The sequence below is a fragment of the Pandoraea iniqua genome (genome assembly GCF_902459685.1).
GTDB lineage: Bacteria > Pseudomonadota > Gammaproteobacteria > Burkholderiales > Burkholderiaceae > Pandoraea > Pandoraea iniqua.
Map to the genome: position 1 here is coordinate 535,483 of NZ_CABPSF010000003.1, position 22,866 is coordinate 558,348.

A 22,866-nucleotide genomic window follows, 5' to 3' on the forward strand; every position below is an offset into this window, starting at 1 on the left:
GGTTTCACGGCGTTGTCGGGCACCCTTTACTGCGATTTCCGCTGAATTTCGAATCGTAAGGCGTTACACCCCCAAGGCACGGCCGTCGCTGCGCGGGTCGTGCGCCCCGCTCATCTGCCCTTGTGCGCTGATACGAATTGCGCCGGGATGCCCGGCCAGTTGACTCTGCGCGGGCAACGGACTCATCTCATGCCCACGCGCCGCGAGGTCCGTGAACACGGCCGCCCCGGCATCCTGTTCCAGTTTGAGGCTGTCGCGACTGTCCGAGAACGTTTTGCCCAGCAGAAAGCGCGGGCGGCCGAGCGCGGTTAGCGGGTCCATGCCGTAGTCGATCAGGCGAGTGAGCACGGCAGCAAGCGTCTGCGGCTGACCGTCGGCCCCCTGCGTGCCGTAAAGCAGGTGTGGCCGTCCCTGTTTGAGATACATGCCGGGATTGAGCGTGTGGAACGGGCGCTTGCCGGCGCGCAACACGTTCGGACTGCTCTCGTCGAGACTGAACGACGCGCCGCGGTTGTGCCACAACACGCCCGTGTCACCCAGCACCACACCACTGCCCCAGTCGAAATAGACCGTTTGCAGCATGCTCACGCAATTGCCTGCGCTGTCGGTGGCGCCGATGTAGACCGTATCACCCGTCTTGTAAACATGCGGCCAAGGCATCGCGCGATCCATGCGAATGCTTCGCGCGTGGGCGTCGAGCGTCGCACTTGCCAGCAAACGATCGACCGGCACATCGACAAAGTCCGGGTCGGCGACATACCGGTTGCGGTCGATGAAGGCGAGCTTCACCGCTTCGACCAGCACGTGGTAATAATCCGCACTCCCCTCCGGCATCGATGCCAGATCGAAGCGGTTGAGAATGCCCATGATCTCAAGCGTCGTCACCCCTTGAGTGGGCGGGCGCAGCCCAAGCAACTCGCCGTCGCGATACGCCACACGCAACGGCACTTCCTCGCGTGCCTGCGTCTTGGCGATATCGTCGAGCGTAAGCGGCGAGCCAACCCGCTTCAGTCCCGCCGCGACGCGGGCGGCCAGATCGCCCTCATAGAATTCACGTCCTCCGTGGGTGGCGATGCTGTCGAGACTGCGCGCCAGTGCTGGCTGGACAAACTGTTCGCCCGCTTGCGGAATGCGGCCGTTCGGCATGTACACCGACGCGAAACCCTCCCAGCCCGACAACTCGTTCGCACGCAGCGTCTGCCAGAATTGCTGCGACGGCGTGACCGGAAAGCCATTAGCCGCGTATTCGGTCGCACGCGAGAACAGCGACGACCACGCCTGTTTGCCGCCCCATTGCGTGCGGCCGAATTCGAACGCCTTCTCCCATATCGCAACGGTGGCGGCCGTCGTCAGTGCCGCGCCGGGGCCACGCACGGGAATCTCCCCACGATAGGCCGGCAGCTTTGCCGCCGACTGCCCGATGCCGGACAGCGTGCGCACGTTGCCATCGCGATCGCTGATGACCATGAACGCGTCACCGCCCAGCCCAGTGAAATGCGGATACGTCACGCTTAGCACGGCACCGATGGCAATCGCGGCTTCGATGGCATTGCCGCCTGCGCGCAAGACTTCAAGCCCGGCCTCGCTGGCCAGTTCGTGCGGGCTGGTGACCATGCCGCGCGTCGACTGCGCGAGACGCGGATCGCCGCGTGTGGCGGATGTTGCGGATGCCGCAGTGGCCGGTGCTGCCGTAGCGGCCTCGGCGGTCGCAGCAGTCGCAGCAGTTGCGACGGGCAACACAGCACTGCCAGCCAGTGCCGCCGTGCTCATCAGAAAATCGCGGCGCGTGGTCCCGCCGTCCCCCGTGATACCCGAGTGTGTCGTTGACAGCCCTGCGGCCGCTGCGTGTGTCGTCGACGGCCTTGCGACCGTTTTTCCTGCGAACGTCATACCCCCTCCCAGCGTGGTGTTATCTCGCGGCGAGGCGCGCCCGACACCGGCAAGCGCCCCGCCGCCACATGCGATGGCATGCCGACTGATGTGTTTCAGTCGTCTGCCTCAGTCGTGGGCTTTAGACTTCGGCCTTCCAGCCCTTCCAGTTGCGGTGATGCGTGACTTCCGGGGCCGAGTAGCGTTCCTTCACCCACGCGTACACCGGGCCGAGCGCGTTCATGGCGATGGCCGCACCGAGCGCCGCCATCGGGTCTTGCGGCACCGGGCCGAAGCCGCCGAACAACGTGGCGAAGTACGTGGCAAAGCCGAAGAACATGCCCGGAATGAAGTTCAGACCCGGGAACACGCGAGCGAGCGCCATCATCGTGCCGTTGCCGGTGAAGAGAATCACCATCTCGGCCAGCACGAGCGTGTTGCCGGTGAACTGCGTCGAGGCCTGTTTGAACCCAAGCACGATCAGGAACGCGAAGAACGATCCGACCGGCAGCGTGGCCCAGATGCGTTTGAGATTGACCAGACTCGGCCCGCCCATGGCGAACGTGGCGGCCCAGCTGATGAAGATCGCCCACGGCGGCAAGTGCAGCGGCAGCATGGCAATCGGGATGGTCGTGACAGCAAGTAGCGAGGCAACAACTTCCGCAGGCAGCTTCTTCATGATTGTCTCCTTGAGTTTTATAAGCACTTCATTGCGCACAACAACATGAATGGCGGTGGATTTCGCAGCGATGCTCCGTTACCACCGTGATGCGCCCGCGCTTGATCACCCATGAGCGAGGCGGGATATCGAGCAGCGCGTCGGCAACTTTGTAGGTATCGAGAATGACGAGGTCGGCCTGCTTGCCCACGGCAATGCCGTAGTCGTGCGACAGACCGATGGCGCGCGCGGCGTTATGCGTGCCCATGTCGAGAATGGCCTGCTGATGCTCCGGCACCCCGAACTGCGCCACGTGGGCGAGCAGGTTGCCGATGAGCAGCATGTCGGCCTTGCCGAACGGCGTGAACGCGTTGCGCACGTTGTTCGACGAGTACGCGACGTTCACGCCTGCGCTGTGCAGTGCTTTGACCGGTGTCAGCCCGCGACGCTGGTTCTGCTGGTCCTTGCGGCCGCCCAGATAAAGGTCGGTGGCGGGCAGCGTCACGATGCTGATGCCGGCCAGCCGGATCTGTTCAATGACGGGGGTAAGCGTGTCGTTGTCGAGCGCCCCGAGGCTGGTCACGTGACCGAGCGAAACGCGCCCCTGATAGCCCGTCTCGATGGTTTTCTGCGCGATGTAAGAGATGGCGGCGAAGCGCTGATCGCTGGTGTCGTCGGCAAAATCGGCGTGCATGTCGACAGGCGCGTCGAAGCGCTGCGCCAGCTCGAACACGATGTCGATGTGGCGCTTGGTGTCGTCCCAGTTCAGTTCGTTGTACGGGCACCCGCCGACCACGTCCGCGCCCATGCGCAGCGCGTCGATCATCAACTCGTAGGTGCCCTTCGACTTGAGAATGCCTTCCTGTGGAAACGCCACGATCTGCAAGTCGAGCAGGCTGTTGTACTCGTCCTTGAGCGCGAGCAGCGTCTCCACACCGATCAAACCCTGAATCAGATCGACGTCCGGGTGAGCGCGCACGGCCACCGTGCCGTGCTTCACCGCCATGTCGAGCACCTGACGCGAGCGGTCGAGCACGTCTTCGCGCTCCTGTTTGCTCTTGAGAATGCCGGTCACGCGAATGGCTTCGTCGAGCGTGCCGAAGCGGGCAGGCAGGCGGCGATGCAGCAGCGCCTTATCCAGATGCAGGTGAGCTTCGATGAGACCGGGGATTGCCGCCCGTCCCTGCGCGTCGATGATCTCGTCGGCCGAGGCGTCGATGCCGGGCTCCAGCGCGACGATGCGCCCGCCTTTGATTGCTATGTCCACGAGCGGCGCTTCATCGCGCACGCACACGTTGTTGATCAGCAGGTCCACATGCATGGTGCGGTCTCCTCAGGTCTCGAATGTTGTCGATGTTGTTGTTGATATGGGGATACAAGTGCGGTGTAACGGCGGCCGGGGTGGCATTCGGCATTCGCCCCGCAGGTCGGGACTGGACTGGCCTAAGTGGGTTTGAACTGGTACTCAGGTTATGGGAGTGCCTCGACGCGGGGCATCGGGATTTGCTGGTTTTCGTCTAAGAATTTCCCTAGACGCGGTGCAGCATTGGTTTGCGAGGGAAATGGGCGTGCATACGCTGGCCGCCGACGGAGGTCGGGGCAACGTAGCAATGCGTTGGAAACGTACGAACAACGCCCTCAGGCGTCGGTGCCGGCGACGATCAGCCCGTGCTCGATGGCGTAGTGCACGAGCCCGGCGGTGGAGGCGATATCCATCTTGGTCAGGATGTTCGCCTTATGGGTGCTGACCGTCTTGCTGGAGAGCGACAGGCAACGCGCAATGTCGTTGATGCCACTGCCCTCGACGAGCATCTGGAAGATCTGGAATTCACGCGCGGTGAGCCGCGTGTGCGGCAACACTTCGGCGGGTTGCTGCAACTGGCGCACGAGCTTGTCGGCCACCAGCGGCGAGACGACGGTGCCGCCACGTGCCACGCGCCGGATCGCCCCCATCAGTTGCTCCGACTCGGCGTTTTTCGTCAGATAACCGGCGGCGCCCGCACGGATGGCCTGCACCGCGTACTGCGATTCCCGGTACATGCTCAACACCAAGATCGGCAATGCCGGATAGGTCGCCTTGATCTGCTGGATCAGTGCGATGCCGCTCTTGCCGGGCATCGACATATCGAGCAGCAAGACGTCGACGGTAGTCAGGCGTAGGCGGTTGAGCACGTCGGTACCGTCGACGGCTTCGGACACCACGCACATGTCGGGCGAGGTCGAGATGATCTTTTTCAGGCCGTCGCGAATGATCGCGTGATCGTCGGCGATCATGATGCGCATTACCGTGGCACTCCGTCAGCGCCCGCCGGATGCTGCGGGATGCGCGCAACGACGCGCGTGCCCTGCCCCGGCTGACTGTCAATCTCGAACGCCCCGCCGAGCATGAGAGCGCGCTCGCGCATGCCCATCAGACCCAGCCGCTGGCCGTGCCCTGCGAGCGCGGTGTCCATACCGCGGCCGTCGTCGGCAATGACGACGTGACAGTGGCCGTCACGCATATCCAGCGTGACCGTCACCTGCGACGCCTGCCCGTGACGGCTCGCGTTGGTCAGCGACTCCTGCACGATGCGGAAGATGGCGGTGCTGCATTCGCTATCGAGCCCGGTCGTCACATCTTCGGCCATATGCAACTGGCACGGCAGGCCGTGGCGCTGCGTGAACGATTCGGTGAGCCACTCCAGCCCGGCGTGCAGACCAAGCTCATCGAGTACCGCCGGACGCAGATCGGCGGCAATGCGATGCACCGCGTCGATGGTGGCGTCGACCAGTTCTTTGAGCATCTGCACGTGGGCCGGTTGATCGGGCGGCACGGTGCCCGGCTGGGCTTCGAGGTAATTGAGGCCGAGACGCAGCCCGCCCAGCCATTGCCCAAGTTCATCGTGCAGCTCGCGCGATAGCCGGGTGCGCTCGGCTTCCCGCACCGATTGCAGGTAGGCCGAGAGTTGCCGCAGTTGGGCGCGGGAATCGAGCAGCGCCATTTCGGAGCGTTTGCGGTCGGTGATATCGCGAGAGATGCCGACGGTGCCCACAATGCGGCCCTGTTCGTCCCGCACGGGCATCTTGACGGTATCGAACCAGCGCGGCGCGCCATCGGCACCGGGGCGGCTTTCCTCGTAACGGCGGCGCACGCCGCTCACGACCACGGCGCGGTCGGTCGACAGATAGACGCGCCCCCAGTCGGACGACCAGACTTTGTCGGGGGTGCTGCCGATAATGTCCTTCTCGGGACGGCCGCAAGCGGCCATAAAGGCGTCGTTCACGAGGATATAGCGCGACTCGGTATCTTTGAGCCACGCCTGATCCGGGATATTGTTCAGTATCGCCCGGTGCAGTTCGCCATGCGTTTCCACTGCGTCTCCTCGCCGGGCCGCCCTCATGGCGGCCACTCGTCTCCTGTGGGAGCGTCCGGGCGCTGGCTGAGGGGCTTGCGAGAGCTGGCCGTCACGCCGGCGCCGGTCTGGCTTCAATATATCCAGACCCGCGCTCGCGCGCGCCTCTAGTTTTCCCGCATATCAGCATGTTGCGGTGCTTCATGACTTATTGTCATGAGCCGCAAAGCGGTATCCAATCACCGCTGGCGATGCATTGCCAGACGCCCAACGGAGGCAAACGATGACGAAAGTTCGCGTTAACGGTTTCACCATTTCGCTCGACGGCTACGGCGCCGGGCCCGATCAGGACATCAACAATCCGCTCGGTATCGGCGGGACGGACCTGCACCAGTGGCTGGTGCCGACACGCACCTTCCAGCAGAAGTTGTTCGGTAAGGACGGCGGGACCACCGGCGTCGACGATGAATTCGCCGCCCGAAGCTTCGAGAATGTGGGCGCATGGATTCTCGGGCGGAACATGTTCGGCCCGATTCGTGGCGACTGGCCCGACCTGAACTGGAAAGGCTGGTGGGGCGACAGCCCGCCGTATCACGTGCCGGTTTTCGTCCTGACTCATCATGCCCGCCCGTCGCTCGAGATGGCGGGCGGCACGACATTCCACTTCGTCACAGGCGGCATTCACGAGGCGCTTGACCGCGCACGCGAGGCCGCAGGCGGCAAGGACGTGCGCATCGGCGGCGGTGCGGACACCCTTCGGCAGTATCTGCGCGAGGGCCTTATCGACGAGCTTCACATTGCTATCTCGCCGATCTTGCTTGGCCGTGGCGAGGCGCTGTTCGAAGGCCTTGATTTGCGAACGCTGGGCTACGAATGCGTGAAATCTGTCGCCTCGGAGAAGGCCACGCACGTCGTACTTCGGCGACAGACGCCCGCGAAAGGCTGACCGGTCGAAGTCGGACGTGCGCGTCTGAAGCATGGTCAGCGCATCAACGCATCAACGCTTCAGGCCAGCCCACGATCTGTTTGCGGCGCGGCGTTGCGTACGTGCGCACTTTGGACGTGCGCAGTCCCAGCCGCACCAATGATTCGGCGAGCGCAACGGCAGCAGAAACGCCGTCCACGACCGGCACGCCGGTGCGCTCGCGGATCTTCGCATCGAGCCCCGCCATGCCGCCGCAGCCCAGACAGATCACCTCGGCATGATCGTCGCGCACGGCGAGTTCCGCCTGCTGCACCACCGCTTCCACGGCGCGCACCGGGTCTCGCTCCAGTTCCAGCACCGGCATGCCGCTGGCACGTACCGACGCGCAACGTGCGTCGAGCCCCGCCAGCATCAGCCGGTCTTCAATCAGCGGCACCGTACGGTCGAGCGTCGTCACTACCGAATACCGATGACCGAGCAGCATTGCGATGCTCGCCGCCGCCTCGGTGATATCGACGACAGGCACGCTCAGTAGCTCCTGCAAGCCTTCGCGGCCATGTTCGCCATAACCGGCTTGTATGACCGCGTCGTACGGCTGGTCGTAACTGAGCACACGTTGCATGACGGCAATGGCGGCGAGATAGCTCTCGAAATTGCCCTCCACCGATTCGGCGCCGAAGTGCGGCGTCAAGCCGACAATTTCGGTGCCCGGAGACGCCACCGTGCGTGCATGGTGCGCGATAGCGTCGGTAATCGCAGTCGTCGTATTGACGTTCACGACGAGTATTTTCATGAAGCACTCCTTGGGGGTAATTCAGTGCGCCGCGCTGTCGACCGCAAAGTGTTCGCCGGAGCAGTCTTCGAACGGCTGACGACGGTCGGAAATCGCGTAGTAGACGCCACCGGCGATGGCCGCGCCCAGCAGCCACGAGAACGGCGTCAGTGCGCTGAACGCAGGCACCAGCGCCACGGTGACGGCGGTAAGCGCCGACGGGACGAGCGCGATGATCGCTTTCGGATTCACGCCACGGGCGTAGTGATAGGTCGCGTCGCGGGCTTCGGTATAGAGATGCGGCACATGCACGCAGGTCTTGCGCAGCAGCCAGTAGTCGACGGTGATGATGCCGTACAACGGGCCGAGCAATGCGCCAAGCCCTGAGAGGAAATACACGATCACGATCGGGCTGTTGTAGAGATTCCACGGCAGGATCAGCACGGCAATCGTGGCACTCATGAGCCCCGCGCGGCGAAATGTCAGGCGGTGCGGCGCCAGACTCGTGAGCACGAATGCCGGGGCGACGAAGTTCGCCATGATGTTCACGGCCACTGTGACGACGAGAAACGCCAGACAACCGAGCACGAGGAACGTCTTGTCGGGAATGGTCGCGATGATTTCCGTCGGGCTGTGGATGATCTGTCCGTTCAGGCTGAACTGCGCACCGGCCAGCACGAAGCTGATGACGGCGAAGATCAGGATGTTGACCGGCAAGCCCCAGAAGTTGCCCGTGCGAATCACTTTCCGGCTGGGTGACGCCCGCGTGAAGTCGCAGAAATTGAGCACCAGCGTGCCGTAGATCGCCAGCCACAACGCCCCGCCCGCGAACACTTTGGTCCACATCTTCACACCGGTCAGCGGCTCGCCGATAGACATGGCGATATGCCCGCCCGCGCGGTGGTACATCCACGCGGCGAGCGACGTGACGGTGACGAGAATGATCGGCCCGGCGAAGGCTTCGTACTTGCGCACCATCTCCATGCCGTACGCCAGAATCGCGATCTGTACGAGCCAGATGGCGACAAAGCTTGCCCAGCCGAGGGTCGAGAGACCGAGAATGGCGTTGTGATCGTACGCGGCGACTGTGGGCCAGACGGCGACCAGCAGTACGCGCAATACCACCGACGCGAGGTAGGTCTGAATGCCGAACCACGCGATCGCAATCACGGCACGGATGATGGCCGGCAGTTGCGCGCCATACACACCAAAGCTCATGCGGCTGATGACCGGAAACGGCACGCCGGTCTTGTGGCCCATGTAGCCGGTCAGGTTCATGAAGAAGTACACCAGCGCGGCACCGATCGCCAGCGATGCCAGCATCTGCCAGCCGGACAGGCCTAATGCGAACAGGCCGATGGCGAAGGAGTAGTTGGCGATGTTGTGTACGTCGTTAGTCCACAACGCGAAGATGCTGTACCGGCCCCAGCGCCGCCCTTCCGACTTCGTGGGCGCCAGATCGGCGTTATGCAGCTTCGGGCTCAGGCCGTGAGCGTTAGGGACGTGAGGGTGCGCATGGGAGTGCACCTGCCCGGTCGAGGGCATCGCGCCCAAGACGTCATTCGAAACATCCAATTGCATCCGCATCGTCTCCTTGAATGAAGCAGGATCGGCGGACCGCTTATCGGCGCAGTCTTTCTGCCTCGCCTGCTGAATGCGTGTTGGCGATTTGGAGTATGGGCAGGACGTTTCGAATTGGGAAATTAAATGTTTGGTTGATAGGTATTCGGAAATTGGATGGGGCGGCGTGAGTGTTCGGCGACAACACTCACGCCATTATCGTTTTCGGCCGCCGGCTCCTTACCCCGGATATCCCCGGAACAACCCGCACAGCCGGAACACATCCTCGGTGTACGGCAAGTCTCTGACCTTGCAGTAGCGGCTCGCAAGTTTCATCAGTTCCTTGATGTCGCGCCCGCTCGCATCGGGATACCGGCTGGCCAGCACTTCAATGAGACCGTCATCGAGATACGCACCGACCTGATCCGCCTGCATACGCCACAGACGCCGCGCGTCGGCGGGCGATGGTGTCTCGTAGTGAATCGTCGCGATACAGCGCGAGAGAATCGCGTCGTCCACGTCGCCGATCCGGTTCGTCGTCATGAACAGCAGGCCGTGGAAGTACTCGAGCGAGCGCAGAAACTCCGCCACGATGGCGTTGTGTTCGAGGTCGTTATCGCGTCGGCGAATGTAGACGTCGGCCTCGTCGAGCAACAGGATCGCGTTCCAGCGCATGGCGCGGCGCAGAATGCCCATGAGCGTGGCACCCACCGACGCCGCCGTCGTGCCCAGTTGCCCCGAATGCACGCGGTACAGCGGCTTGCCGACGACTTCCGAATAGATCTCGGCGGTGAGCGTCTTGCCCAGCCCCGGCGCGCCTTGGCACAGAATCGTCGCGCCGCCCGATTTGCCCGGCACGAAGTCGGGCATCATCGTGTCCATGTTCGACGTGAGGATGTCGATCAGATCGTGATGATGCGCGGGCAAGACCAGCTTGTCGCGCAATGCCGGCTGGTATTCGTACTCGGTGATGTTCTGCACGTGCACCCAAAGATTGCGGTGCCAGTCCAGATGGAAGACGTGAACATAGCAGTGCAGCGGAATGGTCTCGAACGCCGAGGCGATCTCGGCATTGCGCCAGAAATCCGCATCGCAGGCCATTTCGAAATTGCGCTCCAGCCGCTCCTCGTCGTTCACGCATTTGGCCGTCACGCCCTCGACCACGCGCACCAGTTCGGTGACGCCTTTCGGGTCGACGGAAAACGCCGCACGGCGCATCACGAACTGTGCACCGAATGCGCGCTGCAACTTCAGAAAACGCTGCGCGTGCTGCTCGTATTCGTGTTTGAACTCCGCACATTCCTTGTAGAAGCCGAACTCGGCAAGCAACTCGGGAATGGTGCGGTTGACGATGTCGTCACGCGTGAACACCAGCGAGGTCGTCATCCCCGAGCGGCGCGGGCGATGTTCCGACGCATTCAAATTGGCCGACTGCATCGTGTTGGCCAGCATGTCCAGCACGACATACGGCGAGCCCTGCTCCGGCTCGACATAACGCAGGCGGCGCACCAGCCAAGGCAACAGCGCGCCATCCCGATGCCGCTGATACAGCCAGCCGTCGATGACGTCACGCGCGAGATAAGCCACGAGCCCCGGCACCAATTTATCGAGGCTCGGAATCACGCGCGCCTGCGGGGCGTTGTAGACGTTATCGAGCGCCAGCATCTGGAACATCAGCGCGCGCTCGTTCTGCGATTTGCACAGCACGTAGAGCGTGTTGAGCGACTTGGCGTCGAACCATTCGCTCGACACCAGAATGTTGCCTCGGCACACGCCGTAGGCGGTCATCTGTTTGCCGAGCGGTGAGTCGGTACCGATCAGCTGCAACAGCGGATGAATCAACGACTCCGGAATTTCGAAATCCATGTACGGCACTCCCCGTAACGCGTGGAGCCCGCGCCCGCATGGCCTGACGGCCGCGTGCGATCAGGCGAGGAAGAAGTCGATGGCGCGTGCCACCACACCCGGTTCGATGATGTGCAAGCCATCGAATTCGACATACTCGACGTCGTAGCCCGACGCCTTGAGCTTGTTGGCGTTGTTGCGCCCGCTCGTGGCGATCGGCAGTTGTTCGTCGATCAACCCGTGGGCGATGAACACGCGCGGCTGCCCTTCCTGCACGAAGATCGACATGAAGCCGCCGGAGAACGCGATGACGTGACTCGCGATATCGCCATTGGTGACGCCGATGGACAGCGCATAGCTTGCCCCGTCAGAAAACCCCGCAAACGCGACGCGCGACGTATCGATCGAATAGCGCGCGGCAACGATGCCGAGGGCTTGTTGCAAGCGCTCGAGATCGGGGCCGTTGCCGCCGATCACGATGTCCCATGTGGGAAACGTGGAGTGCGGCGCGAGCACGAGAAACCCGTGGCGGTCGGCATGCGGCTCGATGAACGGCAACACCTTCTCGGGAAAGCCGCCCGCGCCATGAAACATGACGAACAGCGGGACAGGCTTGTCCGTCGGCAGATTGGGCGGCACGTACAGCACCGCGTCACGCACGTCGCTCAACCCAAGGGGATGACGCCCGGGCGGTAATGATTCAGAGGGTGATGAAGACGCGGCGAGTGCCGGCGCCGGAGTGGCTGAATTGGCTGAAGTGGCGTCGTCTTGCGCTGACGCCGCCAAGGAACGCCCGGGCGTGAATACCCCGGGCGACATCCGACCGAACAATGCGGGATCGAACATGGCGCAGTGAGTGTCTCGTGATCGTTAAAATTATTGATATATTGTATATCATCAAATTTAACGGCTGACACGCGATATTTAGGCTCAAACGGCCATGTAGGCAGACAATCCGGCCACTAGCGCGTCGAACGTGGCCTTGCAGCGGGGGCTCTGGCGCAGGTCTTCGTGCATCGTCACCCAAGTGACGAGCTTGAAGCGAAACGCGTTAGGCAGCACGCGAACGAGTCGCGCATCGCGCCGCGCAATGGGCACCTGACAACCGCCGATGCCATACCCTGCCCGGATCATGGCCAGTTGGGCCACATCGTTGTCCGCACGAAACGCAAACGCGTCGCGCGACCATTCCGGCACGCCCGCTGTCGCGGCCCGAATGAACGGCGTCACGCTATCGAAGCCGATCAGCGTGTGGTCGGCCAGATCGGCCAGCGTGGCCGGTGCGCCGTAACGGGCCAGATAGTCGTCGCGCGCATGCAGGCCAATGTCGATGCTGCCGACGCGACGCGCAATCAACGCATCTTGCTGCGGCGGCGCCATGCGCACCGCAATGTCGACCTCGCGGTGCAGCAGATCCTGTATCCGGTTGGTCGGCACCAGTTCGACCGACAACAGAGGATGCGCGCGACGCAGCGCCGTCAACATGGGCGGCAATACCTCTACCCCGACCACTTCGCTCGCGGAGATTCGCACGACCCCGTTCACACCATCGTCGCGACTGGCTGCCGCGCGTGCGAAGGCCGACGCCGTGTGCTGCATAGCCTGCGCATGCGGGCGCAACGACTCTGCCGCTTCGGTCGGCATCAGCCCCGTTTGCGAGCGCGTGAACAGCGTCTGGCCCAGTGCCTCCTCCAGCGCTGCGATATGACGGCCGGCAGTGGGTTGCGTGATGCCCAGCGCGCGTGCCGCGCCCGAGAGCGACCCTTCGTTCAGCACGGCAAGAAACGTCCGGCAGAGATCCCAACTGAGATTTGATGTCATACAAAAATGTATAGCCGATGGACGGATTTAGGCAATTTTATTCGAATCCGTTCGCGCGGAGAATGGCCTCATCGACAACGTTTTGGGAGCGGCATCATGAACCACGAGAAAGCGGCACGCGCGTTGGTGTTGGGGGCAACGGGCGGGATCGGCGGCGAAGTCGCCGTGCAATTGCTGGCGGCCGGCTGGCGCGTTCGGGCCATGCGCCGTGGCGGTGCGCCGCGCAACGATGCGCCGGATATCGGTATTGAATGGACCGATGGGGACGCCATGAATGCCGAGGACGTGCTGGGTGCCGCGCGGGATTGCGACGTGATCGTGCATGCCGTCAACCCGCCGGGCTACCGCAACTGGTCGACGCAGGTACTGCCGATGCTCGACAACACCATCGCGGCTGCCGCGGCCCATGGCGCGACGATCGTGCTGCCGGGTACCGTCTACAACTTCGGGCCGGACGCCTTTCCAGTGTTGCGTGAAGATGCGGAGCAACGCCCGCTGACGCGCAAGGGCAAGATTCGCGTGGAAATGGAATCACGCCTGCGGGCTGCCAGCCGTCAGGGCGTGGCGACGATCATCGTGCGCGCCGGTGACTTCTTCGGGCCGCACGCGGGTAATAGCTGGTTTGGTCAGGGGCTCGTCAAGCCGGGGCAGACAGCCAAGATCGTGCAAGTGCCGAATGCGCCGGGGGTGGGTCATCAATGGTCGTATCTGCCTGACGTGGCACGCACGATGGTTGCGCTGATCGAGCGTCGCGACACGTTGCCGACGTTTTCCAACTTTCATATGGCTGGCCATTGGGATAGCGACGGTTCACAAATGGCGGGAGCGATTACGCGGGTGATGGGCCGGTATGGCGTGGACGTCAAATCACGCCGCTTTCCGTGGTGGGTCGTGTGGGCCGCCGCGCCGTTCGTCACGACGCTGCGCGAATTGCTGGAGATGCGCTACCTGTGGTCGCGCCCGGTGCGCATGGACAACACGCACCTTCTCAATGCGCTTGGGCGTGAACCGCATACACCCCTCGATGAAGCGGTACATGCGACGCTCAAGGGGTTGGGGTGTTTGCCGCAGAATCACCGGTCGGCAGCCGCTTGAATCTTCAGACGCACGTGTACAAAGGCGGTGCTCGATTGGCCGGCACAGGCTCGTTGAGTACCGATATTCACTTTCCATCAATTATCCAAGCATAATATTGCATAATTTTTCTCACTCCCCTATGCTTTGGCCTACCCACAAAAGCCGAGCCTTTTCCGCCGCAGGAGTGATTTGGATGTTTGATTCGGTCGATGCCTTTGTCGTCTTCAAATGCGTAGTGATCCTCGGCCTCGCGGTCTGGTCAGCGATCGCGGCACTCAATAATCTCGTCGCATTCGGCGCATCCAGCGGGGCCATCGGCAGAACCCTGAGCATGGCGCCACTGCGCGAGGCGCCCGCCATCGACATCCCCATAGTGCGCCGCGCAGTCGATGCCAAAGGGCTGGCCGTAATGGCCCTGATCGTGATGATTGTCTTGCAGGGGATGGCGGCGATCTGCCTCGCCTATGGTGGCGTGCAATTGGCCGTTGCGCTCGCGTCCGGAGGGCCGGACGCCGCAGGAATTCAGTGGGGAATGTTTGGACTCACGGCACTGGCTGCCGCTTGGCTGCTGATGATGATCGGCGGCCTGTGGTTCGGGTACTGGATTCGTCAGGAAGGGCTGCAACTCACGCACATGGTGCTGCTCGTGCTGACGATTGCCGCCGCTGCCCTGCTGCGGATGTAAGCGACTGCGGCGCCATCTGCGCGCCGCATCACTGCCGTATCTTCAACCGCCCCGCTCACCACCCAGCAATCGTGAAATACGTTTGGCGGCGTCGGTCAACGCGGCCACCGTCTGGGGATTCGGATGCGCCGGCAGATAGTGGATCGAACCCACGATCGCGAGCGTGCCGAACAGCGACCCATCGTCCTGCACGATCGGCGCAGCCAACGCGTTCACGCCCAGAAAAACCTCTTCCGGCGCATCGGCCCAGCCGCGCTCGCGCACCAATGCCAACTCATGCGAGAGCCGCATCGTGTCGGTGATCGTATGGGGCGTGCAAGCATCGAGCGGCCCGGCCAACACAGCCTCACGCCGTTCAGGTGCACCAAACGCCAGCGCGATCTTGCCCTGCGCCACGCTGTGCAGTTTGAACTGCGTGCCCGGGTGCAACAGAATCTCCAGCGGACTGCGCCCACGCATCACGTCGAGCACCACCACATCCGTCTCGGTGAACGAGCTGATGACGATGGTCTGTCCGACCGCGTCGCGCAACTCCTCCATGACCGGACGCGCCAGCCCTACGACGTCGAACTGTTTGACCAGTTTCTGACCCAGCAGGAACAGACGCCAGCCAATGCGATAGCGGCTCGTGCGCGGGTTCTGCACCACGTAACCCTCTTGGCGCAATGCCGTCAGATGCCGGTGCACGCGCGCCTTGGGCACGCCGAGCGCTTCGGCGAGATGCGTCACGCCGCACTCGGCGTTGCGCTCGGCCAGCAACTCCAGAATGCGCAGCGAAATGACCGAAGTCGACGACGTGTTGGGTTCATCGCCGGCAACACCCGTCATCGCACCGCCCTGCTCGGGCGGGCGCGTCGATTGCGTGCTGCGCGGCGTCGACATGACGTCTGCCGGAGTGTCCTTCGATCGTTTCACTGCGTGTCCTTTGTCACTGTCGCGTAGCGGCTATTGCGCGTCGAGCGAGATAAAACGCTCGCCGAACACGTGATAGCGCTGCGGCTTGTTCTTGTTCGCGTCCTCGGGGCGCACGTACCGAATCGAACTGCGATTGCGGCACGCACGCGGCAGGATGAAGCAGCGGATGAATGTCGTATCGCGCGCTTCGGTCGTCGGTGCCAGCACGGGGGCATGACCGAGCTCTAACCAAGCCTCGCCCGCCTTGTGCGTGTGCGACGCACCGAGCGTCTCGATCGTGATCTCGCCTTCAAGCGTGCATCGCACACCGGGGCCCTGATGCACGTGCGTATGCGCCACGCCGCCGGGGGGGAATTGTACCTTGTCACAGCGCATGAGCCAGCGTTGGCGCGGGTCAAGCTCGATCGGCGCATCGAGCTTGAGCGTCGACGACGCGCCCGGTGCCGAAGCGATTTCTCCCGGTGTCGGCGCATCGCCCGACATCAACTCCCAACGCCACAACGTCACACCCTCTCCGCCCGCGATCAACGCGACATCGTCTTCACCCAGCCACGCGGTTTCCGCCACGTGATGCTGCGCGCCCGTGTCGAACTCGATCGCCACATCGCCACGCACAACATAGATCGCCCGACGGGCCGCCGGCAGATACACCGGGGGATGGTTCGGTGCAATGACATCCTCATACAAACGCAATTGAAACGGCTTCACTTCTCAATCTCCTAAGACCTGCCCGCAAGACAACCTGTCCGCGTGGCACTGAATCCTTCTGAACCCTGACTGCCCCGCTACCGGAACAATCCTTGCACTTAGTATCGATTATCGATACGAAAAGCACTATTTATGGTTTACCACGAGACACCACTTCGAAGCGACCTGCTACCATTCAAACGAAATCATGTCCATACGTATCGATAGTCGATACACGAGACATGACATTAGGATGAGTTCCATGAAGGAGACAAGAATGGACACTGGTACGACCGCCCTGAAACCGGCGGGCGCAGCGGGCCGGGCGTGGTATCGCGGCGCTAGCCCGGCGCAATGGCGGGCATTCGGATCGGCCTATATCGGCTGGATGCTCGACATCATGGATCTGATGCTTTTTGCGATGGTGATTCGCTACATCAGCGTCGATCTGCATTTCGACAAAGGCGTCGCGGGCATGATTGCCTCGCTTACACTGCTGGCAACAGCGTTCGGCGGCCTGTTCTTCGGCTTTCTCGCCGACCGCATCGGCCGCACGCGCTCGATGATTCTCTCGATCCTCTGCTACTCCATCGGCACCGCGCTGTGCGGCTTCGCCGATTCGGTCACGCAATTGCTCGTGTTCCGCTTTCTGCTGGGGTTGGGGATTGGCGGCGAATGGTCGGCCGGTGCAGCGCTCATTACCGAAACGTGGCCTGCCGAGCACCGCGCCAAGGTGATGGCGTGGGTGCAGAGCGCGTTTGCCGTCGGTTATGCGGTGGCGGCCATCGTCGCGGCGGTGATCCTGCCGCACTTCGGCTGGCGCTGGGTGTTTGCCTTCGGTCTGTTGCCGACGGTGCTCGCGTTCTGGGTGCGCCGTCATGTGGAAGAACCGGCCATCTGGCGTGAACAGCGCGTGCGCCTCACGCTCGGTCAGACGCTCAGCATGTTGTTCGGCCCCTACGCCCGCAGCACGTTCGTCGGACTCGCCTTCACGGCGGCAGCCATGTGCGGCTACTGGGGCTTGTTCACGTGGATTCCGGCGTATCTGTCGACGCCCATCGATCAGGGCGGCCCGGGCTTCGACCTGATGCGCTCGACCACGTGGATCGTGATCATGCAGATCGGGGCGGCAGCAGGCTTTGTGTGCTTCGGCTACATCGCCGACCGCATCGGTTGCCGCAAGTCGTTTCTGCTCTTCTTCTTGGTGTCGGCGGTGACGGTGCCGCTTTACGTGGCGATTCGCGAACCGATGCTGCTGCTCGCCTTCGGTCCGGTCGTGGCGTTCTTCGGAACAGGGTTCTACAGCGGCTTTGCACCGACCTTTGCGGAGATGTTTCCGACGCAAGTGCGTGCCACGGCGCAGGGCTTCATCTACAACACCGGGCGCGCGGCCAGTGCACTGGCGCCGGCTGCCGTCGGCCTGCTGTCACGTGGTGAAAACGTGAGCGCGGCCCTCGGCGCGACGGCCGGGTTCTTCCTGCTCGCGGCCATCATCGTCTACTTCTTCCTGCCGGAAAGTCACGGCGAAGCGCTGGCCTGACACGCGTCGTCCATTCGACCTCAAGCGACTACAAGCGACTTCGCGCGCCGACGGCTCAGATTGCCGCCGGCGCGCAGCCGCTTCTGCCCCACTTCCCCCAACCTTGCATCACGCCGATAGTGGCAACGCCAGATGGATCACCGATGGACAATCGGAATACAGCCGCGCCACATCCTCGGCACGCAGGTTCAGCACCGCACGCTGATTGACGTAGCCCTTGTCGGTAATCTCCCCTTGCTCCAGCGACGGCGGCGACGAAAGAATGGCGGCGCGCGCGGCCCGTTGCGACGTGCCGGCATCCTCGGCGAGTTGAGCCAGCGCCTGCTGTATCAGCGCCCGCACCGCTTCGTGTGACGCCAGCGACTTGCCCGTGTGCTGGGCTGCGGTATCGCCTGCCGTCTTGCGCAGCGCGGGAGACGGGAAGATCAGCAACCCGATTTCGTCACGGTCATGCCCGGTGATCACCACGTCGGCGGCATACGGCGCGAGCGCACTCACGGCGCGCAAACGCAAAGCGCCCACCGACACCCACGTGCCGCTTGTCAGCTTGAAGTCTTCCGACACGCGGCCATCGAAGATCACCCCGGCGTTTGGATTGCCAGGGTCGCTCAAACGCCCGGCATCGCCCGTGCGATAGAAGCCCTCGTCGTCGAACGCGTCGGCGGTGGCTTGTTCATCACCGGCATAACGGCAAAACACCGACGGGCCGCGCACGCGCATTTCCAGTTTGTCGCCGTTGGGCACGAACTTGAGTTCATTGCCCGGTGCCGGGACACCAATGTTCCCTGCCCCCGGAATCGGGAAATGCACGCTGGTGATGAGCGGTGCGGTCTCCGTCGCGCCCCACGCCGAGGTGAAGAACGGCAACGCGTTGCCTTCGCGGCAATGACGCGCGGCCAGCCGCTCGAAGCGCTGCCACACGGCAGGCGGCAGGCTCGCCGCCGCATAGAACAACACTTGCAGGCGATCGAAAAAGCGCGCGGCAAAATCGTCGTCGCTTTCCAGATACGGCGCCAGCGCCTCGAACCCCTTGGGCACGTTGAAGTGCAGCGTCGGCGATACGTCGCGCAGACTCTCCACCGAGCGGCCGATCAGCTCCGGCACCGGACGGCCATCGTCCACATAGAACGCCCCGCCATTGCGCAGCGCCATATGAAAGTTGTGATTCGCGCCGAACGTGTGACTCCACGGCAGCCAGTCGACCACAACCGGGGCCGCGTTGTCGATGAACTGCCAGCACTGCGCAATCATCTGTTGATTCGCCGCGAGCATGCGGTGCGTGTTGACGACGATCTTCGGCTTGCCGGTCGAACCGGACGTCAGCAACAACTTGGCGGTGTCGTCGGGCGTCACTTGCGCGAAGGCGGCGTCGAGTACAGCGGTGGCGTGCGTCGATGACAGATCGTCGAAGCGCAGCCAACCCGGCCGCGCATTGTGAGTGGCGACCACTGGGCAGCGCACCGGTGCGCCGTCGAGCGCACGGGCGTACGTCTCGCCATCTTCGACATAGATCAACGCCGGGTCGAGCCGCGCGAGAATGCCGTGCAACTTGCTCATGTCGCGGGCGATGCGCGAATAGGCCGACGACACAATGGCCGTCTGGCGCCCCGCCATCATCGCGCCCAGCACCAGCAGGGCATGGTTCACGCTGTTGTCCGACAGGATCACCACCGGCCGGTCGCGGGGCACGTCGAGATCGAGCAACGCCTGACCGATACCCCGTGCCGCCGTGAGGGCTTCGCCATACGTCACCCGCCGCCACAACCCACGCCCATCGTCAGCGCCGCTACCGCCGCCAAACCAGCGCTCCGCCACGAACGTTGCGTCGGGCGTACGATCGGCCCACTGCACGAGCCAGTCGGCCGGGCTGCGCGAGAACTCGCCCAGCGTGGCGCGTGAGCGAATCACGAAACTGCCGTCTGCGCGAACATCACGCTCGATGTCCGGTGTGGCGAGACGCCGCTGCTGTACGTTCAGTCGATCGTCCACTTGCCGCCTCTGACCGTAACCAGCACGCGACCGTCTTGGCCGTACGCCGAGTGGTCCTGTGCGTTGATGTTGATCATGCCGTGTGTGGCTGCCAGCCCGCGCGTCTGCTCGATGGCCGTCACCAGCGCATCGCGAAACGCCTGCGTGCCCGGTTGCGCCTGCTTGGCCGCAACGGCCACCGCGTGATCGAGCACCAGATAAGCGTCGTACGCGTAGCCCGCAAACAGATTGCGCGAACCGGCCCCGTACTGCGCCTCGTAGCGCTTGGCGAAGTCCGTCGCCACGGCCTTGCCCGGGTGATTGCCGGGCAGTTGTTCGGCGACGAGGATGTTGCCCACCGGCAGGATCACGCCTTCGGCACTCTTGCCCGCCACGCGCAGGAAGTCGTTATTGGCGACGCCGTGCGTCTGATAAATACGCCCCTTATAGCCGCGCTCGCGCAACGTGCTCATCGGCAGCGCACCGGGCGTGCCGCTCGCGGCAATGATCACCGCGTCGACGTTGGCCGCTTGCAGCTTGAGCACCTGCGCCGTCACCGACTGATCGTTGCGGCCATAGCGCTCGACCGGCGCCACCTGAATCTGCCGCGCCGCCGCCCGTGCCTGAATGTCCTTCAGCCAAGCTTCGCCATATGAATCGGAGAAGCCGATGAAGCCGAGCGTCTTGACCTTGTGCGCCTTCATGTCGTCGAGCACGGCATCGGCCATCACGGCCACCGACTGCGGCAGCGAAAAGACGTAGCGCATCTGCGCCGCACTTGGCACGAACGGGCACAGCCCCAACTGCGGCGTGCGCGTGTCCAACGCCACGGCCGCCACCGCCAGACACGCGGGCGTCGTGGACGAGCCGATGATGGCGTCCGCCTTGTCTTCGGTCGCCAGACGGCGCGCGTTCTTCGTCGCCATGGTCGGATCGGTGGCGTCGTCGAGCACGATATAGCGCGCCGGCACACCGCCCAGTGTCTGCGGCAACATGCTGATGGCCTGCTTCTCGGGAATGCCCAGCGATGCGCCCGGCCCCGTCGTCGACAACGTCACACCGATGGTGACGGCGGCCGGCTGCGCATGCACCGGCGTCGGCGTTGCCAACGCGGCAACGCATAACGAAAGTGCGCTCAGCGAAAACGCCAACGAGTAACTGCGTGTGAACCTGTTTGCCGCCATGTGACATGTCTCCTTGTCTTGTATTTTTGGGGGCCGTACAGCGTGCGACGCGCTGCGAAACATCAACGCACGGCAAACTCCGGCAACACTTCGCGATTGCGCGGCAGGCCCATGATTTCGCGGGCTTCGGCCGGGGTCGCCGGCTCATAGCCCATCTCGCGCACGAGACGCACGACGCGCTCGGTCAGTTGCTGGTTGGTCGCGACCACGCCCTGCTCGTAGTACAGGTTGTCTTCCAGCCCCACGCGCACATGGCCGCCGAGCAACAGCGAGTTCATCGCCGACGGCAATTGCGCCGGACCGATACCGCTCACGCAGAAGATGCTGCCCTTGGGCAACAGATCGACCATCGACTGCAACACGCGCGGCGTGTACGGCATAGCGTTCTGGAAACCGCGATGCACGCCCAGCACCAAATTCACGAAGAACGGCTCGTCGTCGAAGCCGGCTGCCGTGAGCGTGGCCAAGTCCTGCACGATGTGCGTCGGGCTGAACACTTCCCACTCGGGTTTGATGCCGCGCTTCTTCATCTCGATGGCGAGATGCTTTGAGCGCTCGGGCGAGGTATGCATCAGCAGCTCTTTGCCGCCGAAGCTCGCGATGATGGTGGTGGCGTCGAGCGTGCACATCTCGGCGCCGGCATCCATGCCCTTGAGGCGCTCTTCCCAGAGGATTTCCCAATAGCCGCTGTCGCGCTGCCCGATCATGTCGCCGTGCACGCCACCGCCGGTGGAGTTGTTAATGACGATGTCGCATTTGTCGCGGATACGGCGATTGATGTCGCGATAGATCGCCGGGTCGCAAGTGGCGCCGTCGTCGCCCGGACGCCGCGCGTGAATCGCCACGACGCTCGCGCCGGCGTTGTAGCAGTCGTAGACATCGCGCGCGATCTCGTCGGGCTGCGTGGGCAGATGGGGGTTCTGCGACTTGTACGCCATGCCGCCCGTGGGCGCGATGGTGACGATGACCTTGGGTTTGCTCATGCCTGTCTCCTGAGGTGTGCGGCTGCGACGGCTTCGCGAGGCAGCCCGGCTTATGGCTTATCGTTTTTTGACCGACGACGTTCGACTTGCGACTTGCGACTTATGGCTTGTTGGTGAGAATGCCGAGAATGACCGCGTCGCGTTGCGCTTCGATGCGCGCGTTGCCGCGTCCGGCCAGTTCAGCGTCCACACCAGCGACGATGCGGGCCTTGAGTTCGTCGGTCAGCTTTGGTTCGCCCAGATCGGCCCACCACGATTCGATGGGCGGCCCGAGATGCTCCAGCAGATGACCGATGCCGCCCGCGCCACCCGAGAGATGCAGGTTCAGGAACGGACCGAACGCTGCCCAGCGCAGCCCCGGGCCGTAGGCGATGGCGTCATCGATGTCGGCCACCGACGCCACGCCGGTATCGACCAGATGAATCGCCTCGCGCCAGAGCGCCGCCTGCAAGCGATTCGCAATGTGCCCCTTGACCTCTTTGCGCACGTGGATCGGACGCTTGCCGATCGCGAGATAGAACTGCATCGCCGTGGCAATGGCCTCGGCCGACGATTGCTCGCCGCCGATGACCTCGACCAGCGGAATCAGATGCGGCGGATTGAACGGATGGCCCAGCACCACGCGTCCGGGGTGCTGACACACCGACTGCACACGGCTCATCAGCAAGCCCGACGAACTCGATGCAATCACCACCGACGGCGGCAGCGCCGCGTCCATGCGGCGGAAGAGATCCTGTTTCAGGTCTTCGCGCTCCGGGCCGCTCTCCTGCACGAAGTCCGCGCCTTGCAGTGCGCCTTCAAGGGTGTCGTGAAAGGTCATTGCGTCGCGTGAGGCGTCGGTGACGAGGCCAATGCGTACCAGCGTCGGCCAATGCGCGTCGACGGTCTCGCGTAGCCGCTCGCGCGCGCCGGGTGCAGGGTCCCACGCGGAAACACGCAGGCCGCGTGCGAGAAAGTAAGCCGCCCAGCTCGCACCGATCACGCCGGTGCCGATGACGGCAACCTGTTCAATGCTGTCGTATTTCACATTCGTCTCCTGAAGGCA

Annotated in this window: 20 protein-coding genes; 4 read left to right on the top strand and 16 right to left on the bottom strand. The window is 63.4% G+C overall.

The genetic code is table 11. From position 1 onward, the window contains the following. Positions 1-63: 63 nt before the first annotated feature. From PIN31009_RS13385 to PIN31009_RS13405, 5 genes are all read right to left on the bottom strand, one after another. Positions 64-1,614, bottom strand: coding sequence for a gamma-glutamyltransferase family protein (locus tag PIN31009_RS13385; RefSeq protein ID WP_425495491.1), 1,551 nt, complete (start codon positions 1,612-1,614; stop codon positions 64-66). Between the two features lie 397 nt (positions 1,615-2,011). Then, positions 2,012-2,548: a DUF1097 domain-containing protein gene (locus PIN31009_RS13390; RefSeq protein ID WP_058378482.1), complete on the bottom strand. Its 537-nt coding sequence runs from the start codon at positions 2,546-2,548 to the stop codon at positions 2,012-2,014. A 28-nt stretch (positions 2,549-2,576) separates the two neighbouring features. Further along, positions 2,577-3,848 carry an amidohydrolase family protein gene (locus PIN31009_RS13395; RefSeq protein WP_150790573.1) on the bottom strand — a complete coding sequence of 424 codons (1,272 nt, stop codon included), beginning with the start codon at positions 3,846-3,848 and terminating at the stop codon, positions 2,577-2,579. Positions 3,849-4,165: 317 nt separating this feature from the next. Continuing rightward, positions 4,166-4,810, bottom strand: a complete 645-nt coding sequence (locus tag PIN31009_RS13400; RefSeq protein WP_087687736.1) for a response regulator — start codon at positions 4,808-4,810, stop codon at positions 4,166-4,168. Continuing rightward, on the bottom strand, positions 4,810-5,880 hold the full coding sequence (locus tag PIN31009_RS13405; protein ID WP_150790574.1) for a PAS domain-containing sensor histidine kinase: 1,071 nt from the start codon (positions 5,878-5,880) through the stop codon (positions 4,810-4,812). Before PIN31009_RS13405 ends, PIN31009_RS13400 begins: the two co-directional genes overlap by 1 nt. 262 nt (positions 5,881-6,142) lie before the next feature. On the opposite strand from PIN31009_RS13405, the gene PIN31009_RS13410 reads away from it, so the two are divergent. Further along, a complete protein-coding gene (locus PIN31009_RS13410; RefSeq protein ID WP_150790575.1) occupies positions 6,143-6,805 on the top strand; it encodes a dihydrofolate reductase family protein in 663 nt (220 codons plus the stop codon). Positions 6,806-6,848: 43 nt separating this feature from the next. Here the strand turns inward: PIN31009_RS13410 and PIN31009_RS13415 are convergent, their stop codons facing one another. The 5 genes from PIN31009_RS13415 to PIN31009_RS13435 form a co-directional block, all read right to left on the bottom strand. Then, positions 6,849-7,577 (bottom strand): aspartate/glutamate racemase family protein, encoded by a 729-nt coding sequence (locus tag PIN31009_RS13415; protein ID WP_150790576.1) that lies wholly within the window; start codon positions 7,575-7,577, stop codon positions 6,849-6,851. A 21-nt stretch (positions 7,578-7,598) separates the two neighbouring features. Beyond that, a complete protein-coding gene (locus PIN31009_RS13420) occupies positions 7,599-9,137 on the bottom strand; it encodes an NCS1 family nucleobase:cation symporter-1 (protein WP_150790577.1) in 1,539 nt (512 codons plus the stop codon). A gap of 219 nt (positions 9,138-9,356) precedes the next feature. Next, complete coding sequence (locus PIN31009_RS13425; protein WP_087687739.1) at positions 9,357-10,982, bottom strand: AAA family ATPase; 1,626 nt, start codon at positions 10,980-10,982, stop codon at positions 9,357-9,359. 60 nt (positions 10,983-11,042) lie between these two features. Then, positions 11,043-11,807, bottom strand: a complete 765-nt coding sequence (locus PIN31009_RS13430) for an alpha/beta hydrolase (protein WP_425495485.1) — start codon at positions 11,805-11,807, stop codon at positions 11,043-11,045. 84 nt (positions 11,808-11,891) lie between these two features. Beyond that, entirely contained in the window at positions 11,892-12,782 is an 891-nt protein-coding gene (locus PIN31009_RS13435) for a LysR family transcriptional regulator (RefSeq protein WP_150790578.1), read from the bottom strand. Positions 12,783-12,878: 96 nt separating this feature from the next. Here PIN31009_RS13435 and PIN31009_RS13440 point away from each other — a divergent pair, with 96 nt between their 5' ends. Both PIN31009_RS13440 and PIN31009_RS13445 read left to right on the top strand, forming a co-directional pair. Beyond that, positions 12,879-13,877: an NAD-dependent epimerase/dehydratase family protein gene (locus PIN31009_RS13440; protein ID WP_150790579.1), complete on the top strand. Its 999-nt coding sequence runs from the start codon at positions 12,879-12,881 to the stop codon at positions 13,875-13,877. A gap of 175 nt (positions 13,878-14,052) precedes the next feature. Continuing rightward, positions 14,053-14,544, top strand: coding sequence for a DUF2165 family protein (locus PIN31009_RS13445; protein ID WP_150790580.1), 492 nt, complete (start codon positions 14,053-14,055; stop codon positions 14,542-14,544). Positions 14,545-14,586: 42 nt separating this feature from the next. Here the strand turns inward: PIN31009_RS13445 and PIN31009_RS13450 are convergent, their stop codons facing one another. Both PIN31009_RS13450 and PIN31009_RS13455 read right to left on the bottom strand, forming a co-directional pair. After that, positions 14,587-15,459 carry an IclR family transcriptional regulator gene (locus PIN31009_RS13450; protein WP_150790581.1) on the bottom strand — a complete coding sequence of 291 codons (873 nt, stop codon included), beginning with the start codon at positions 15,457-15,459 and terminating at the stop codon, positions 14,587-14,589. 30 nt (positions 15,460-15,489) lie between these two features. Then, positions 15,490-16,167, bottom strand: coding sequence for a cupin domain-containing protein (locus PIN31009_RS13455; RefSeq protein ID WP_087687744.1), 678 nt, complete (start codon positions 16,165-16,167; stop codon positions 15,490-15,492). Between the two features lie 256 nt (positions 16,168-16,423). Between PIN31009_RS13455 and PIN31009_RS13460 the strand changes: the two genes are divergently transcribed. Continuing rightward, a complete protein-coding gene (locus PIN31009_RS13460; protein WP_058378468.1) occupies positions 16,424-17,686 on the top strand; it encodes an MFS transporter in 1,263 nt (420 codons plus the stop codon). Positions 17,687-17,794: 108 nt separating this feature from the next. Here PIN31009_RS13460 and PIN31009_RS13465 read toward each other — a convergent pair whose 3' ends face one another. From PIN31009_RS13465 to PIN31009_RS13480, 4 genes are all read right to left on the bottom strand, one after another. Continuing rightward, entirely contained in the window at positions 17,795-19,675 is a 1,881-nt protein-coding gene (locus PIN31009_RS13465; protein WP_150790582.1) for a feruloyl-CoA synthase, read from the bottom strand. Continuing rightward, on the bottom strand, positions 19,660-20,838 hold the full coding sequence (locus PIN31009_RS13470) for an ABC transporter substrate-binding protein (protein ID WP_150790583.1): 1,179 nt from the start codon (positions 20,836-20,838) through the stop codon (positions 19,660-19,662). The genes PIN31009_RS13465 and PIN31009_RS13470 overlap by 16 nt, the downstream gene beginning before the upstream one ends. 62 nt (positions 20,839-20,900) lie before the next feature. Then, positions 20,901-21,821: a beta-keto acid cleavage family enzyme gene (locus tag PIN31009_RS13475; protein ID WP_058378466.1), complete on the bottom strand. Its 921-nt coding sequence runs from the start codon at positions 21,819-21,821 to the stop codon at positions 20,901-20,903. 100 nt (positions 21,822-21,921) lie between these two features. Next, entirely contained in the window at positions 21,922-22,848 is a 927-nt protein-coding gene (locus tag PIN31009_RS13480; protein ID WP_150790584.1) for a 3-hydroxyacyl-CoA dehydrogenase NAD-binding domain-containing protein, read from the bottom strand. Between the last annotated feature and the right edge of the window lie 18 nt (positions 22,849-22,866).

What these genes read in the sequence shown, in the direction of transcription:
- PIN31009_RS13475 (WP_058378466.1), bottom strand. Translation starts at nt 21,821, where the DNA reads ATGAGCAAACCCAAGGTCATCGTCACCATCGCGCCCACGGGCGGCATG.
- PIN31009_RS13400 (WP_087687736.1), bottom strand. Translation starts at nt 4,810, where the DNA reads ATGCGCATCATGATCGCCGACGATCACGCGATCATTCGCGACGGCCTG.
- PIN31009_RS13445 (WP_150790580.1), top strand. Translation starts at nt 14,053, where the DNA reads ATGTTTGATTCGGTCGATGCCTTTGTCGTCTTCAAATGCGTAGTGATC.
- PIN31009_RS13460 (WP_058378468.1), top strand. Translation starts at nt 16,424, where the DNA reads ATGGACACTGGTACGACCGCCCTGAAACCGGCGGGCGCAGCGGGCCGG.
- PIN31009_RS13435 (WP_150790578.1), bottom strand. Translation starts at nt 12,782, where the DNA reads ATGACATCAAATCTCAGTTGGGATCTCTGCCGGACGTTTCTTGCCGTG.
- PIN31009_RS13415 (WP_150790576.1), bottom strand. Translation starts at nt 7,577, where the DNA reads ATGAAAATACTCGTCGTGAACGTCAATACGACGACTGCGATTACCGAC.
- PIN31009_RS13410 (WP_150790575.1), top strand. Translation starts at nt 6,143, where the DNA reads ATGACGAAAGTTCGCGTTAACGGTTTCACCATTTCGCTCGACGGCTAC.
- PIN31009_RS13390 (WP_058378482.1), bottom strand. Translation starts at nt 2,548, where the DNA reads ATGAAGAAGCTGCCTGCGGAAGTTGTTGCCTCGCTACTTGCTGTCACG.
- PIN31009_RS13395 (WP_150790573.1), bottom strand. Translation starts at nt 3,848, where the DNA reads ATGCATGTGGACCTGCTGATCAACAACGTGTGCGTGCGCGATGAAGCG.
- PIN31009_RS13425 (WP_087687739.1), bottom strand. Translation starts at nt 10,982, where the DNA reads ATGGATTTCGAAATTCCGGAGTCGTTGATTCATCCGCTGTTGCAGCTG.
- PIN31009_RS13385 (WP_425495491.1), bottom strand. Translation starts at nt 1,614, where the DNA reads ATGGTCACCAGCCCGCACGAACTGGCCAGCGAGGCCGGGCTTGAAGTC.
- PIN31009_RS13430 (WP_425495485.1), bottom strand. Translation starts at nt 11,807, where the DNA reads ATGTTCGATCCCGCATTGTTCGGTCGGATGTCGCCCGGGGTATTCACG.
- PIN31009_RS13420 (WP_150790577.1), bottom strand. Translation starts at nt 9,137, where the DNA reads ATGCAATTGGATGTTTCGAATGACGTCTTGGGCGCGATGCCCTCGACC.
- PIN31009_RS13440 (WP_150790579.1), top strand. Translation starts at nt 12,879, where the DNA reads ATGAACCACGAGAAAGCGGCACGCGCGTTGGTGTTGGGGGCAACGGGC.
- PIN31009_RS13470 (WP_150790583.1), bottom strand. Translation starts at nt 20,838, where the DNA reads ATGGCGGCAAACAGGTTCACACGCAGTTACTCGTTGGCGTTTTCGCTG.